This is a genomic window from Azospirillum sp. A23, assembly GCF_042938965.1.
Taxonomy (GTDB): domain Bacteria; phylum Pseudomonadota; class Alphaproteobacteria; order Azospirillales; family Azospirillaceae; genus Azospirillum; species Azospirillum melinis.
The window spans coordinates 661,448-674,229 of the sequence record NZ_CP170667.1; the positions used below are offsets into that span (position 1 = coordinate 661,448).

The window sequence follows — 12,782 nt, forward strand, 5'->3', positions numbered from 1 at the left end:
TCCCGTAATGCCTCTCCCGGTTCCTCACCCCTCTGCCTGTGCCAGAAAATCCGCGGTTACCCGGTCCATCGTCGCCAGATGGGTGTGGAACCAGTCGGGGAAATGCTCGGTCACATAGAGCCGGGCACGGTTCTCCTTCCCCTCCGCCAGATCGGCCTCCATCGTCGCGACCACGGTCAGGACGCGGGCGTGCTCCTCCTTGTGGCAATGCAGGGCGAAAAAGCCGTGCTGGGTCATCAGCGCGTTCTCGCGGGCGAAATGCTCGCGCAGATGCTTGGCGAAGGCGGCGAAGGGAGCCCGGAGCTCGCCGGCCGGGGCCTCGCAGGCCGCCTGCAGCAGCGCGACCGAATCGACATGGTCGCGGTCCATGACCGCATAGCCGAGCATGGGGACAGTGCTGGCGGCCGCAGGTGTGGCGGTTGCGGCGGGTGTGGTGGTCGCAAGCATGATGTTCGCTTCCAAAAAAGATGGCCTTCGGAGACGACGCTCCGAAGGCCACCATACCCGCACAACCGACATGGTCTCTTGACGGTGGTCAAGCCACCCGGATGGTCAGGCCTTCGCCTCGCTCGCCTCCAGTTCGTCGATGAAGCCGCGGATGACGCCGAGGCCCTTCTGCCAGAAGGCCGGGTCGGAGGCATCGAGGCCGAACGGGGCCAGCAGCTCCTTGTGACGCAGGGTGCCGCCCGCCGACAGCATCGCCAGATACTTCTCGGCAAAGCCCTGTTCGGCGTCCTGGTAGACCGCGTAGAGCGAGTTCACCAGGCAGTCGCCGAAGGCATAGGCGTAGACATAGAAGGGCGAGTGGATGAAGTGGGGGATGTAGGACCAGAAATGGCGATAGCCCTTGTCGAAGCGCAGCGCCGGGCCCAGGCTTTCGGTCTGCACCGCCATCCAGATCTCGCCGATGCGGTCCGAGGTCAGTTCGCCCTCGCGCCGTTCGGTGTGGACACGGCGTTCGAAGTCGAAGAAGGCGATCTGGCGGACCACCGTGTTCAACATGTCCTCGACCTTGCCGGCCAGCATGATGCGGCGGCGCTTCGGGTCGGTCTCCGCCGCCAGCAGGGCGCGGAAGGTCAGCATCTCACCGAACACCGACGCGGTTTCCGCGAGCGTCAGCGGGGTATCGGACAGGAAATGGCCCTGCTTGCCGGCCAGGATCTGGTGGACGCCATGCCCCAGCTCATGGGCCAGCGTCATCACGTCGCGCGTCTTGCCCTGGTAGTTGACCAGCAGATAGGGGTGGACGCTGGGCACGGTCGGATGGGCGAAGGCGCCCGGCGCCTTGCCGGGACGGACCGGCGCGTCGATCCAGGGGTTGTCGAAGAAGCGTTTTCCCAGGCTGGCGAGGTCGGGAGAGAAGCGGCCATAGGCGCCCAGAACGATGTCGCGCGCCTCGTTCCAGGGAATGCTGCGGTCGGCATCCTCCGGCAGGGGGGCGTTGCGGTCCCAGTAATCCAGATGGTCCTGCCCGAACCACTTGGCCTTCATCGTGTAATAGCGGTGCGACAGGTCCGGATAGGCGCCCTTGACGGCGGACACCAGCGCGTCGACCACCTCGTCCTCGACCCGATTGGACAGGTTGCGGGCGGAGGTCGGCGTCGGGTAGTTGCGCCACTCGTCCTCGATCTCCTTGTCCTTGGCCAGCGTGTTGGTGACCAGCGCGAACAGCCGCGCGTTCTCGCCCAGCACCTTGCCCACCACCTCGCCGGCCTCGCGGCGGACGGCGGGGTTGCGGTCGGACAGGCGGTTCAGCGCCTCGGCACAGGTCAACTCCTTACCGCCCATCGGGAAGCGCAGGCTGGCGATGGTCTCGTCGAACAGGCGGTTCCAGGCGGCGCGGCCGACCACATGCTTTTCGTGCAGCAGGCGCTCGATCTCGTCGGACAACTGGTGGTCGCGGTAAAGGCGGACGTCGCGCAGCCACGGCTCGTAATGGCGCAGCGACGAAGACGCCTTCTGCTTCGCCGCCAGATCGTTCTCGTCCAGCCGATTGATCTCCAGCGTGAAGAAGATCAGGTGGGCGGAGATGTCGTTCACCCGCTCCTGCGCCGACTGGTAGAATTTGGCGACGGTCGGATCGACCATGTTGCCGTTGTAGACCAGCCCGGCATAGGACATGACGCGCGACAGCGTCTCGTCGATGTCCTCATACTGGCGGATCGCCGCGGCCAGATCGTCGCCGCTCAGCGCCGCCAGCTTGCCGGCATAGCGCTCGCGGAAGGCCTTGCATTCGCGCTCCATCCGGTCGAGGTCGGCCTTCAGTTCAGGCGACTCGGTGCCGGGGTAAAGGTCGCTCAGGTCCCAGGTGGGAAGCGCACCCAGATCGGGGGTGTCGTTTGCGGCCATGGCGGCGCTGCTGGTCATCGAATCCCTCCAGAGATTTGTCGAATCCATATAAGCGCGCACGCGGCGTGGGCAAAGTCCTCATGCGGCGGGCGGGCTTCCCATGCTTTCGACGATTGGGTGCAGCGCCTGCCGCCCGGAACGCAGGACCGCGCGCGACAGCTCGGCCAGCGCGGTGCCGGCGATGCGGCTCTGCTGCCAATGCAGCGGCACGTCGAGCGGCCGGCCGGGCGCCAGTTCGACCAGACGGCCGGCTGTCAGATGGTCGGCGACCAGCGGGTCGGGGTTCATTCCCCATCCCAGCCCCGCCAGCGCGCCATCGACGAAGGCATGGGTGGAGGGCAGCCAGTGCGTCGGCGGGGTGGGCACCGGTTCGTGATCGCTCAGCACCAGACGCAGCCACTGCGCCTGTAGCCGGTCCTTGCGGTTGAAGGTCAGGCAGGGTGCGGTGGCGAGGCTTTCGGCCGTCACCCCATCGGGGAAATGGCGGCGCAGATAGTCCGGGCTGGCGGTGGCACGGTAACGCAGCGCGCCCAGCGGATGGCTGTTGCAGCCGGGGACCGGCGCCGCGCTGGCGGTGACGGCGGCCAGCACCTCGCCCTTGCGCAGCCACTCGGCGCTGTGGTCCTGGTCGTCCAGCACCAGATCGAACAGGCAGCCGGGCACCTCCGCCATCGCCCCGACGAACCATGTGGCGAGGCTGTCGGCATTCACGGCGATCCGCAGGGTGACCGGCCCGTCCGCCGGGCTGAGGCCGGGCAGGGCGCCGCGCAGCTCGCTTTCCAGCAGGGCTACCTGTTCCAAATGCTGGCACAGGCGCTGGCCGGCGGCGGTGCCGGTGCAGGGCTGGCCGCGCACCACCAGCACGGTGCCCAACCGCTCTTCCAGCAGCTTCACCCGTTGCGACACCGCGGAGGGGGTGACGTGCAACTGCCGAGCGGCGCGCTCGAAACTGCCGGTGCGGATGACGGCCGCAAGGGCCGCCAGCAGCGGATAGTCCAGCATGGATTAGCTCTGCTTCATTGGGGCAAGGAGGATTAAGTACGGTAAATGAGGGGCCGGTGGTAGCGGATTGGCACTCACCGACGCCGGAACCGCCACGATGACCGAGCTTTCCACCGCTGTCCTGCTTCCCGCCTTCCTGCCGGGCCTGTTCCTCGGCTTCAGCCTGATCGTCGCCATCGGGGCGCAGAACGCGTTCGTGCTGCGCCAGGGCTTGCGCAACGAGCATGTGCTGGCGATCTGCGCCACCTGCGCCCTGTCGGATGCCGTGCTGATCCTGGTCGGGGTCAGCGGATTCGCCAGCGCCGGCGCGCGCTGGCCGTGGCTGGAGCCATTGATGCGCTATGCCGGTGCCGCCTTCCTGCTGGTCTATGGCCTGCGCAGCGCCTGGTCGGCCTGGCAGGGCGGCAGCGGGCTGAACCCGGTGGACCGGGAGCCGGGCGGGCTGTTGCCGGCGCTGCTGACCTGCCTTGCCCTGACTTGGCTAAATCCGCACGTCTATCTGGACACGGTGGTGCTGGTCGGCTCTGTCTCCGCCCGCTTCGCCGAGGCGCGGGGCGCCTTCGCCCTGGGGGCGATGACGGCGTCCTTCCTGTTCTTCTTTGCGCTCGGCTATGGCGCGCGGCTGCTGCGCCCGCTGTTCGCCCGGTCCGCCGCCTGGAGGGTGATGGACGGGGGCATCGCCCTGGTGATGTGGGCGATTGCGGTGGGCCTGTTGTTCGGCTAGGCGCGGGCGAACAGGGCGTCGTCCTCGCAGAACAACAACGACCGATGCAGCGCCGTTCCGGCAATCGTACCGGCACCGACGGCCAGCGCCACCGATCCGGCGGCCCGTGCCGCATCGCCGCAGGCGAAGACGCCGGGGATGCTGGTTTCCTGCATCGCGTCGACGCTGATATGGGTGCCGAGCGGCCCGTCCTCGCTCTCGCACCCGAGCTGTGCGGCCAGCGGGCTGGCAACGCGGCTTCTCGGCAGCACGAACAGGCCGGCAAAAGGCACTCGGCGTCCGTCGGCGAGCGTGACCTCCGGCGGGTCGCTGTCGATCCCGCTGATGAGGGCGGTCTCGACGGCGACTCTACGCCTCGCCAGATGGGCCGACTGGTCGGCATCCGGTTCAAAGGTGCCGTTCAGCAGCAGCGTCGTCGGTCCCCAATCCGGCAGCATCAGCGCATGGTGCATGGAATGCCCGGAGACGGCGACGACGCCAATGCGGCCCTGCATCAGCTCATAGCCGTGGCAGTAGGGGCAATGGAAGACGGAGCGGCCCCAACGTTCCGCCAGACCGGGAATTGCCGGCAGTTCGTCAACCACGCCGACGGCGATCAGCAGCCGGCGCGCACGGTAGACGATGCCCTCCGAATCGGTGATCTCGAAACCCTTGCTCGTCCTGGCGGCTTTTTCGGCCCGTCCGGTCATCCAGGTGACGGTCGGATAGCGCATCAGTTGGGCGCGGGCTTCGGCGGCGATGTCTCCCGGCGGACGGCCATCCTGCCCGAGAAAGCCATGGGAGTGGCTGGCGAAGCGATTGCGCCGCAGCCCTTCATCCATCACCAGCACCATGCGCCGGGCACGGGCCAGTTGCAGCGCGGCGGCGATGCCGGCGTAGCTGCCGCCGACGATGATGGCGTCATAGGTCGTCGTGTCGTTTCCGTTCATGTCTGTGCCTTTCCACGGATGGGACGGGCGCGCCATCCGCGCCCGGTCACGACACACGATAAGTTACATGAAAGGATGCGGTCAATGTGCCATGTAACTTATGAAGTGGCCTGAGTTGACCGCTCGCCCTGCGTACACCCAAAAGGACCGATCGCCGATGAGACAGGACAGCCGCCTTTCCCGCATGCTGCATGTGTTGATCCACATGGACCGGCATGACGGTGCGCTGACGTCGGAGGCGATTGCCGAGATGCTGAGCACCAATCCGGTGGTCATCCGCCGGACCATGGCGGGGCTGCGCGAGGCCGGCCATGTGCGGTCGGAAAAGGGCCATGGCGGCGGCTGGCGGCTGGCACGGCCGCTCGACGGGATCACCCTGCTGGACATTCACCGGGCATTGGGGGAGCCGGGGATCTTCGCCATCGGTCCCACCGCGGACGAGCCGAGCTGCTTGGTGGAGCAGGCGGTGAATGCCGCCCTCGATGGGGCACTGCGTGAGGCGGAGGCGGTGCTCGTTCGCCATCTTGGCCAAGTGACGCTTGCCGATCTCGCTGCCGATTTCGACCGGCGCATGAAGGCGCTGGGGAAGTGCTGAACGCGGAACCTAGCCCAGTTTGGGCGTCTCCCCCTCCTGCGCCCGCCGGATCGCCGCCTCGACGCATTGCAGGTGCAGCTTCTTGCGGGCCAGCAGGCGGGCGCGGCGTTCCTCCAGGTCGGTGGTCGCCATCGCCTCGATGGCGCAGCCGCGCCAGCCGTTGGCGTCGAGCGCGCGGGCGACCTCGGCATAGCCGAAATAGCCCTTGTCCGGCTGTTCCCAGGGCGCGCGGAAATCGGCGCGGCGCAGGACGAAGCGGTTGGACTGGCTGCCGCCGCCCAGGTTGGTGAGTCGGGCCACGATCAGCCGCTCGCCGTTGCCGTGAACGACGGTCAGGATCGGGCGGATTCCGGTGATGGGTGGATCGACGGCCATGATCCATGCATAACGGTCCAGGGGCGTCCTGACCAGAGCGTCGCTGACCGCACTGCCGCACGCACCCTCTCCCGTCCGAATGGAGAAACACCGATGCGCCCCGTCACCATGCCTGTCACATGGCCCCTCACGCGGATTGTCCCGAGCCTTTCCTCCGCCGCGCTTTCGCTGTTTCTGCTGGCCGGTCCCGCCGCGGCGCAGCTGGCACCCGCCCCAACGGCGACGGCACCGGCGCTCGTTTGTGAAACCTATGCGGCCGGTGCGATGATCGAGGCGCAATTGTTCTTTGGTCGGAACATCGGCAACGAGATCGGCGTCAGCGAGCGCGACTGGACCGATTTCCTGAACGGCGAGGTGACACCGCGGTTTCCCAACGGCCTGACCGTCACCGACGGGTCGGGTCACTGGCGCGACATCGAGACCGGGCGGCTGGTGCGCGAGCCCAGCAAAATCCTCACCCTGCTGGCCGACGGCGACCCGGCGACGCTGGGCCTGATCCGCGAAATCGTCGATCTGTACAAGGGGCGCTTCCACCAGCAATCGGTCGCGCTGGTCGTTCGGCCGGTCTGCGTTTCCTTTTGAATTCCAGGTTTCGGAACAGCGTTTCACCGATCCGGAATGCGACAGCCCGTCGCACCCCCGACCTTCTGACATTTGCCTGCACTTATGCTTTTGTCGCAGATTGTGGAGGTCGCGAAACGGATCGTTTCGCGGCCGAGAGGAAATGCGCACCGAATAGTACCAAAATAGAACGAGGGACGCCCTGCCATGAGCCCGACCGCCAGCACCACAACTGCCGAGCTTTTCGACCAGATGCATGCCCGCTCCCTGTCGGACCCCGCCGGGTTCTGGGGCGAGGCGGCGAAGGACATCTCCTGGTTCAAGCCGTGGGACAAGGTGCTGGACGACAGCAACGCGCCCTTCTACCGCTGGTTCACCGGCGGGGAGCTGAACACCTGCTACAATGCGGTGGACCGCCATGTCGAAGGCGGGCGCGGCGCCCAGGCCGCGATCATCTATGACAGCCCGGTCACCCAGACCGTCCAGACCATCACCTATGCCGAACTTCAGGATCAGGTCGCCCGCTTCGCCGGCGTTCTGCGCGCCCAGGGCGTGGAGAAGGGCGACCGCGTCCTCCTCTACATGCCGATGATCCCGCAGTCGCTTGTCGCCATGCTGGCCTGTGCCCGTCTGGGTGCCGTCCATTCCGTGGTGTTCGGCGGCTTCGCCCCGCACGAACTGGCGACCCGAATCGACGATGCCAAGCCGAAGGCGATCGTTTCGGCCTCCTGCGGTATCGAGCCGAACCGGATCGTCAAGTACAAGCCGATGCTGGACGCCGCCATCGAGCAGTCCGCCCACAAGCCGTCCAGCGTCATCGTCTGGCAGCGCCCGCAGGAGACGGCGACGCTGATCGCCGGCCGCGACGTCGACTGGGCCGAAGCCGTGGCGACGGCCGAGCCGGCGGAGTGCGTGGCCGTGAAGGCGACCGATCCGCTCTACATCCTCTACACCTCCGGCACGACCGGCCAGCCCAAGGGCGTGGTGCGCGACAATGGCGGCCATGCGGTGGCGCTGCGCTGGACCATGACCAACATCTACAACGTCAAGCCGGGCGAGGTGTATTGGGCGGCGTCGGACGTTGGCTGGGTCGTCGGCCACTCCTACATCGTCTACGCGCCGCTGCTGACCGGCTGCACCACCGTGGTCTTCGAAGGCAAGCCGGTCGGCACCCCCGATCCGGGCACCTTCTGGCGCGTGATCGAGCAGCACAAGGTCGGCACGCTGTTCACCGCCCCCACCGCCTTCCGCGCCATCAAGCGCGAGGACCCGGACGCCAACTACCTGAAGAAGTACGACCTGTCGCACTTCCGCGCCCTGTTCCTGGCCGGCGAGCGGTCGGACCCCGACACGCTGCACTGGGCCGAGGACAATCTGAACGTCCCGGTGATCGACCACTGGTGGCAGACCGAGACCGGCTGGGCGATTTCCGGCAACCCGCTGGGCGTTCACCTGTTCCCGATCAAGTACGGCTCCGCCACCCGCCCGATGCCGGGCTGGGACGTGCGGGTGCTGAACGCCGAGCTGAAGGAGGTTCCGCGCGGCGACATCGGCGCCATCTGCGTCAAGCTGCCGCTGCCTCCGGGCACGCTGCCGACGCTGTGGAATGCCGACGAGCGCTTCAAGAAGTCCTACCTCGCCGACTACCCGGGCTATTATCAGACCGGCGACGCCGGCTTCATCGACGATGACGGCTATGTCTATGTCATGGCCCGCACCGACGACATCATCAACGTCGCCGGCCACCGTCTTTCCACCGGTGCCATGGAGGAGGTGCTGTCGAGCCACAAGGACGTCGCCGAATGCGCGGTGATCGGCGTGGCCGACGATCTCAAGGGGCAGGTGCCGCTGGGCTTCGTCTGCCTGAAGGCCGGCGTGACCCGACCGCATGAAGAGATCGTCAAGGAGGTGGTCCAACTGGTGCGCGAGCAGATCGGCCCGGTCGCCGATTTCAAGCGTGCCCTGGTGGTCGACCGCCTGCCGAAGACGCGGTCGGGCAAGATCTTGCGCGGCACCATGCAGAAGATCGCCGACAGCCAGGACTACAAGATGCCGGCGACCATCGACGATCCGGGCATCCTGCCGGAGATCGCCGACGCTCTGAAGACGCTGGGCTACGCCAAGACCAGCAGCACGCCGGCCTGAGGTGCCGAACAGGGACGGGACGGCCTCCGGGCCGCCCTTTCCCGTTCCGGCGGCCTTGTTCCGCTTGCCGGATCAGCCGGCGACGACCGACAGGTTTTCCGGCTCCTCGCTACCGAGGTCGAGCAGCGGCAGGAAGCTTGCCGGTTCCTGCGCGCCGGACAGGGCGTAGCGGCGGTTGAAGATGTAGCAGGGCACCGCCTGCAATCCCATCTGGCGGGCCAGGGCGTCGGCGGCGAGCACCGCGGCCGATTCGGCGTCGCTCGACAACTGGCGCCGCGTCTCGACGAAATCCATTCCCAGCCCGGCGGCGACGCTGGCCAGCGCATCCAGGTCGCCGATGTCGACGCCCTCGACGAAATAGGCGGCGAACAGCGCGTCGGCCATTGCATTGCCCAGCCCCTGGCGTCCGGCGATGCGGACCAGCCTGTGTGCGTCGAAGCTGTTGGGTGTGCGCTGGATGCGGTCGAGCACCAGCGGCAGCCCGTCGCGTGCCGCCGTGTCCTCCACGACCCGATGAATCTGCCGCGCCCGTTCCGATCCGCCAAACTTGGCGGCGAGATAGTCCTCGCGCGACATCCCGCCCCGCGGCATGTCAGGGTTCAGCTGGAAAGGCTGCCAGCGCAGTTCCGGGCGCAGGTTGGGCCGCTGCATCAGCGCCCGGTCGAGCCGGCGCTTGCCGATGTAGCACCAGGGGCAGATCAGGTCGGCGAAGGTTTCGATCAGCATCCCGCCACTATCGGCGCCTGCCCCGGATCGGGCAACCGCTTCTTCCATGCCGTCCCGCCATCATCGGCCCCCTCCTGGCCCGCAACCGTTTGTTAACCGAGTTGGCCCGACAGTCCGGGGTGGCTCCGCCCGTCATTCTGCGGCCGGCGGACATATCCCGATGGGCGATTCCCGATGAGCAATTCCTACGTCGACGGCAAGGTGCGCGAAGCGATCCTGGCGGCCAAAGGCAGCCGGATGAATGCGCAGAAGCTCCTGATGGCCTGGGCCGTCGAGGATCCCGACCTGTTGCGCGGCATTGCCCAGCCCTTCCTGAAGGCCATCGCCGCCGCCGCCATCGAACGCGCCGGCCGTCCGGCCAGCAGCAGGCCGGCCGCGCGCCCGGCTGCCGCGGGCGGTGCGGGGGGAGGGCGGCCGTCCGCCTCCGGTCTCAGCCGTGACGCGCTTGAGAATCTGCTGAACCAGCTGGGCCGCGAATCGGACGAGCAGCAGGCCCCGCAACGGACCGCCCCTGCCGGCAAGTCTGCCGGGCCGGGCGCTGCGAAGGGGGGCACGATCCACGATGCCCCGGCGGGCGGGCCGAATCATGAAAAGGCGATGATGGCGATTGCCAAGGCCTTCGTTGCGAAGAAGGTGCGCTGAGGCGAGCCCCTTACGAGCCGCTGTTGGGGGCGTAGGGCGTCGCGTCGTCGAACCAGCCTTTCTTGCGCGGCAGGGTGCGGATGTCCGGCGGCGGGCTGGCGAGCGCGGTGTTGCCGTTGCGGTAGGGATCGGGGATGTGGTGGCACTCGACATCTGCCAGCGTGCGGTAGCAGTAGACGCGGGACCGGTCGACCTCGACCTTGTCCGGACAATAGTCGCCGGTTTTCTCGAAACTCAGGATCGAGCAATCGCGTCCCGTGGCGGCCGACACGATATGGTCGCCGATGGTCTTCTTGGTGGCGTTCAGCGTCACGACATCCGCACCGGCCGCCGCCAGCCCGAGCGGGGAGGTACAGCCGGCAAGAGCCAGTGCCGGAATCGCAAGGGAAACGGCGACCCAACCCCGCATCCGGCCAATTCGCGTCGCGCCCAACCCTGCGACCATGCCCGTGCCCACCATCCAGCAGTTCCCATCGCTATGCATGTGCCGCGACCGATCCCGCACAGTGCACGCGGACGCGGTTAACAAGCGGTGAATTCACTGCTGGGGCGGGCCTCAGCGCAACAGGGTGCAGATGCGCGAGCGGCATTGCACGACGACGAAGGCATCCTTGTCCTCCGTGCAGCCGACCTTGAAGGTGGTCGCTCCCTCCCGTCCCACGGTGTAGCGCAGCACCTCCACCTTCGCCGGCGTGCAGTTGCCCATCGATTTGGCGATCTCCTTGGCTTCCGACTGGGCAGCGGAAACATTCGCGGCGGCCATCGCCGGTCCCGCGGCGAACAGGACGAGGGACGGCAGCAGGGCGGTCAGTCGTAGACGGGGAGAGCTGTGGATCGGCATGGCGCGACTATCGCACGGGGTAGGGCGCTCCGGAAGGGCTGCCTCCGAAATGTCGCAGCGATGCGAATCACCCCGCGCCGCCGGGTCTAAGCTGGTATGGTCGAGGCAACGTGACCGGGGTGGCGCCTTGCCGCGCGGTTCAGGACCAGGGGGGGAAACGCATGACTTCGAACGATCGGCGGCTGGGCGACCGCATTCTCGCCGCGCTGGAACTGTCGTTGGAGCAGGAGCATCTCGATGTCGCCGAACATCTGGCCCGCGCATTGGAGGAAACGCTGACCCGCTTCGGTGGACCCGATGCCGTCGACCACCGCGAACTCTCGGCCGGTATGTTGCAAGCCTTCGACCGGCTCGATGAACTGCGGCGCGCCGCCCATCGCCTGCCCTGAGGGCGCCGGTGAAACGCCCGCGACCGGCAGGCCTCGCCGGAGAGGAATTTTTTGTAATTTGGTGATTGACAGGCAGCGGCCCGGACGACTACAAACCGCCCACCGAACGACGGGGGCCTCAACGGCGCCGGTGAAAAACACCAAGCGAAACAAGCCTTTGGCTGAGTAACGATCAGGTGTTTCGAACAAGTCGCTCTGCGCGGGTGTAGCTCAGTTGGTTAGAGCGCCGGCCTGTCACGCCGGAGGCCGCGGGTTCAAGTCCCGTCACTCGCGCCACTTTCTCTTTCAAATTCGGCGTCAAGCGCCAGTATGCTCCAAGGACTCGCAAATTGCGGGTCCTTTTTCGCATGCATATTGTCTTCCCTTTCCCCTATTTTAAAAACGTGGTATTACCAGGGTCTGGCGCGGGGGCTGGCTTGTCCTTCCGCGTGGTGAAAAGCGATTCAAAGCGCTTTCCTTGCCCACGGTCTCGGCATATATTCCGGCCCGTCTGATGGGCTAATCCAAGGCATGGCTGCCACGGCTTTGCGCTTCCGCCGATTTCCCGGCCGGAACGGCGCCCGTGGTCGTGGGCTTATGGGAGGAACGCGGTGTCGACTCCGCTGATCATTGAGTATCTTCCGATCCTGGTGTTTCTGCTGATCGGCATCGCGCTGGCCGCGGTGATGGTTGGGGCATCCTACGTCATCAGCCCGAAGAACCCGGACGCCGAGAAGGTCTCCCCCTACGAATGCGGCTTCGAGCCGTTCGAGGACGCGCGCACCAAGTTCGACGTGCGGTTCTACTTGGTCTCGATCCTGTTCATCATCTTCGACCTTGAAGTCGCCTTCCTGTTCCCGTGGGCGGTCGCCCTCGGTGACATCGGGCTGTTCGGCTTCTGGTCGATGATGCTGTTCCTGGGCATCCTGACCATCGGCTTCATTTATGAGTGGAAGAAAGGAGCTCTGGAATGGGAGTAGAGGTCGCCAAGCCGCTGGCGCCGATTCCGCCCGGACCGGAACAGGACGCCTACATCCGCGCGGTCTCCGACGAGATCCAGGACAAGGGCTTCGTGCTGGCGAAGTACGAGGATCTGCTGGCCTGGGCCCGGACCGGCTCGCTGTGGCCGATGACCTTCGGTCTGGCCTGCTGCGCGGTGGAGATGATCCACGCCTATATGAGCCGGTACGACCTGGACCGCTTCGGCGTCATTCCGCGTCCCAGCCCGCGCCAGTCCGACTGCATGATCGTCGCCGGCACCCTGACCAACAAGATGGCTCCGGCGCTCCGCAAGGTCTACGACCAGATGCCGGAGCCGCGCTGGGTCATCTCGATGGGGTCCTGCGCCAACGGCGGCGGCTACTACCACTATTCCTACGCGGTGGTGCGTGGCTGCGACCGGATCGTGCCGGTGGACATCTATGTGCCGGGCTGCCCCCCGACGGCGGAGGCGCTGATTTACGGCATCCTCCAGCTCCAGAAGAAGATCAAGCGCGGCAATCGCATCGCCCGCTGACCACGGCGT

The 12,782-nt window shown here is 66.7% G+C and carries 16 protein-coding genes and 1 tRNA gene; 9 read left to right on the forward strand and 8 right to left on the reverse strand.

The window, feature by feature from the left end:
• Nucleotides 1-24: 24 nt before the first annotated feature.
• The 3 genes from ABNQ40_RS20505 to ABNQ40_RS20515 all read right to left on the reverse strand — a co-directional run bounded on the left by ABNQ40_RS20505 (nucleotide 25) and on the right by ABNQ40_RS20515 (nucleotide 3,351).
• Nucleotides 25-447, reverse strand: coding sequence for a bacteriohemerythrin (locus ABNQ40_RS20505; protein ID WP_109491063.1), 423 nt, complete (start codon nucleotides 445-447; stop codon nucleotides 25-27).
• Nucleotides 448-552: 105 nt separating this feature from the next.
• On the reverse strand, nucleotides 553-2,367 hold the full coding sequence (locus ABNQ40_RS20510) for a M3 family oligoendopeptidase (protein ID WP_109050849.1): 1,815 nt from the start codon (nucleotides 2,365-2,367) through the stop codon (nucleotides 553-555).
• Between the two features lie 60 nt (nucleotides 2,368-2,427).
• Nucleotides 2,428-3,351 (reverse strand): LysR family transcriptional regulator ArgP, encoded by a 924-nt coding sequence (locus tag ABNQ40_RS20515; RefSeq protein ID WP_109050848.1) that lies wholly within the window; start codon nucleotides 3,349-3,351, stop codon nucleotides 2,428-2,430.
• A gap of 97 nt (nucleotides 3,352-3,448) precedes the next feature.
• On the opposite strand from ABNQ40_RS20515, the gene ABNQ40_RS20520 reads away from it, so the two are divergent.
• Nucleotides 3,449-4,075 (forward strand): LysE/ArgO family amino acid transporter, encoded by a 627-nt coding sequence (locus ABNQ40_RS20520; protein WP_109050847.1) that lies wholly within the window; start codon nucleotides 3,449-3,451, stop codon nucleotides 4,073-4,075.
• Here ABNQ40_RS20520 and ABNQ40_RS20525 read toward each other — a convergent pair.
• A complete protein-coding gene (locus ABNQ40_RS20525) occupies nucleotides 4,072-5,004 on the reverse strand; it encodes an NAD(P)/FAD-dependent oxidoreductase (protein WP_109050846.1) in 933 nt (310 codons plus the stop codon). The genes ABNQ40_RS20520 and ABNQ40_RS20525 overlap by 4 nt on opposite strands.
• 157 nt (nucleotides 5,005-5,161) lie before the next feature.
• Between ABNQ40_RS20525 and ABNQ40_RS20530 the strand changes: the two genes are divergently transcribed.
• Nucleotides 5,162-5,599, forward strand: a complete 438-nt coding sequence (locus ABNQ40_RS20530) for an Rrf2 family transcriptional regulator (RefSeq protein ID WP_109050845.1) — start codon at nucleotides 5,162-5,164, stop codon at nucleotides 5,597-5,599.
• Between the two features lie 9 nt (nucleotides 5,600-5,608).
• Here the strand turns inward: ABNQ40_RS20530 and ABNQ40_RS20535 are convergent, their stop codons facing one another.
• A complete protein-coding gene (locus ABNQ40_RS20535) occupies nucleotides 5,609-5,974 on the reverse strand; it encodes a hypothetical protein (protein WP_109050844.1) in 366 nt (121 codons plus the stop codon).
• Between the two features lie 93 nt (nucleotides 5,975-6,067).
• On the opposite strand from ABNQ40_RS20535, the gene ABNQ40_RS20540 reads away from it, so the two are divergent.
• Both ABNQ40_RS20540 and ABNQ40_RS20545 read left to right on the forward strand, forming a co-directional pair.
• Complete coding sequence (locus ABNQ40_RS20540) at nucleotides 6,068-6,556, forward strand: DUF3574 domain-containing protein (RefSeq protein ID WP_109050843.1); 489 nt, start codon at nucleotides 6,068-6,070, stop codon at nucleotides 6,554-6,556.
• A 186-nt stretch (nucleotides 6,557-6,742) separates the two neighbouring features.
• Nucleotides 6,743-8,680, forward strand: coding sequence for a propionyl-CoA synthetase (locus tag ABNQ40_RS20545; RefSeq protein ID WP_109050842.1), 1,938 nt, complete (start codon nucleotides 6,743-6,745; stop codon nucleotides 8,678-8,680).
• Between the two features lie 72 nt (nucleotides 8,681-8,752).
• Here the strand turns inward: ABNQ40_RS20545 and ABNQ40_RS20550 are convergent, their stop codons facing one another.
• Nucleotides 8,753-9,406: a DsbA family oxidoreductase gene (locus ABNQ40_RS20550; RefSeq protein WP_109050841.1), complete on the reverse strand. Its 654-nt coding sequence runs from the start codon at nucleotides 9,404-9,406 to the stop codon at nucleotides 8,753-8,755.
• Between the two features lie 174 nt (nucleotides 9,407-9,580).
• On the opposite strand from ABNQ40_RS20550, the gene ABNQ40_RS20555 reads away from it, so the two are divergent.
• A complete protein-coding gene (locus ABNQ40_RS20555; RefSeq protein ID WP_109050840.1) occupies nucleotides 9,581-10,048 on the forward strand; it encodes a hypothetical protein in 468 nt (155 codons plus the stop codon).
• A gap of 10 nt (nucleotides 10,049-10,058) precedes the next feature.
• Here the strand turns inward: ABNQ40_RS20555 and ABNQ40_RS20560 are convergent, their stop codons facing one another.
• Both ABNQ40_RS20560 and ABNQ40_RS20565 read right to left on the reverse strand, forming a co-directional pair.
• The gene (locus ABNQ40_RS20560; RefSeq protein WP_247879911.1) at nucleotides 10,059-10,508 is read right to left on the reverse strand and encodes a hypothetical protein; all 450 of its coding nucleotides are present in this window, start codon (nucleotides 10,506-10,508) and stop codon (nucleotides 10,059-10,061) included.
• Nucleotides 10,509-10,604: 96 nt separating this feature from the next.
• Nucleotides 10,605-10,889, reverse strand: coding sequence for a hypothetical protein (locus tag ABNQ40_RS20565; protein WP_246307003.1), 285 nt, complete (start codon nucleotides 10,887-10,889; stop codon nucleotides 10,605-10,607).
• A 161-nt stretch (nucleotides 10,890-11,050) separates the two neighbouring features.
• Here ABNQ40_RS20565 and ABNQ40_RS20570 point away from each other — a divergent pair, with 161 nt between their 5' ends.
• The 4 genes from ABNQ40_RS20570 (at nucleotide 11,051) to ABNQ40_RS20585 (ending at nucleotide 12,773) form a co-directional block, all read left to right on the forward strand.
• Entirely contained in the window at nucleotides 11,051-11,278 is a 228-nt protein-coding gene (locus tag ABNQ40_RS20570; protein WP_109050839.1) for a hypothetical protein, read from the forward strand.
• A gap of 199 nt (nucleotides 11,279-11,477) precedes the next feature.
• Nucleotides 11,478-11,554, forward strand: a tRNA-Asp gene (locus ABNQ40_RS20575).
• Between the two features lie 314 nt (nucleotides 11,555-11,868).
• A complete protein-coding gene (locus ABNQ40_RS20580) occupies nucleotides 11,869-12,237 on the forward strand; it encodes an NADH-quinone oxidoreductase subunit A (RefSeq protein WP_045580751.1) in 369 nt (122 codons plus the stop codon).
• The gene (locus ABNQ40_RS20585) at nucleotides 12,228-12,773 is read left to right on the forward strand and encodes an NADH-quinone oxidoreductase subunit B family protein (RefSeq protein WP_174470176.1); all 546 of its coding nucleotides are present in this window, start codon (nucleotides 12,228-12,230) and stop codon (nucleotides 12,771-12,773) included. Before ABNQ40_RS20580 ends, ABNQ40_RS20585 begins: the two co-directional genes overlap by 10 nt.
• Nucleotides 12,774-12,782: the final 9 nt, after the last annotated feature.

Bases quoted from the DNA above. Each gene is read 5' to 3' on its own strand.
- ABNQ40_RS20540 (WP_109050843.1), top strand. From the start codon at position 6,068: ATGCGCCCCGTCACCATGCCTGTCACATGGCCCCTCACGCGGATTGTC.
- ABNQ40_RS20510 (WP_109050849.1), bottom strand. From the start codon at position 2,367: ATGACCAGCAGCGCCGCCATGGCCGCAAACGACACCCCCGATCTGGGT.
- ABNQ40_RS20555 (WP_109050840.1), top strand. From the start codon at position 9,581: ATGAGCAATTCCTACGTCGACGGCAAGGTGCGCGAAGCGATCCTGGCG.
- ABNQ40_RS20550 (WP_109050841.1), bottom strand. From the start codon at position 9,406: ATGCTGATCGAAACCTTCGCCGACCTGATCTGCCCCTGGTGCTACATC.
- ABNQ40_RS20570 (WP_109050839.1), top strand. From the start codon at position 11,051: ATGACTTCGAACGATCGGCGGCTGGGCGACCGCATTCTCGCCGCGCTG.
- ABNQ40_RS20515 (WP_109050848.1), bottom strand. From the start codon at position 3,351: ATGCTGGACTATCCGCTGCTGGCGGCCCTTGCGGCCGTCATCCGCACC.
- ABNQ40_RS20505 (WP_109491063.1), bottom strand. From the start codon at position 447: ATGCTTGCGACCACCACACCCGCCGCAACCGCCACACCTGCGGCCGCC.
- ABNQ40_RS20545 (WP_109050842.1), top strand. From the start codon at position 6,743: ATGAGCCCGACCGCCAGCACCACAACTGCCGAGCTTTTCGACCAGATG.
- ABNQ40_RS20585 (WP_174470176.1), top strand. From the start codon at position 12,228: ATGGGAGTAGAGGTCGCCAAGCCGCTGGCGCCGATTCCGCCCGGACCG.
- ABNQ40_RS20530 (WP_109050845.1), top strand. From the start codon at position 5,162: ATGAGACAGGACAGCCGCCTTTCCCGCATGCTGCATGTGTTGATCCAC.
- ABNQ40_RS20520 (WP_109050847.1), top strand. From the start codon at position 3,449: ATGACCGAGCTTTCCACCGCTGTCCTGCTTCCCGCCTTCCTGCCGGGC.
- ABNQ40_RS20535 (WP_109050844.1), bottom strand. From the start codon at position 5,974: ATGGCCGTCGATCCACCCATCACCGGAATCCGCCCGATCCTGACCGTC.
- ABNQ40_RS20565 (WP_246307003.1), bottom strand. From the start codon at position 10,889: ATGCCGATCCACAGCTCTCCCCGTCTACGACTGACCGCCCTGCTGCCG.
- ABNQ40_RS20525 (WP_109050846.1), bottom strand. From the start codon at position 5,004: ATGAACGGAAACGACACGACGACCTATGACGCCATCATCGTCGGCGGC.
- ABNQ40_RS20560 (WP_247879911.1), bottom strand. From the start codon at position 10,508: ATGGTGGGCACGGGCATGGTCGCAGGGTTGGGCGCGACGCGAATTGGC.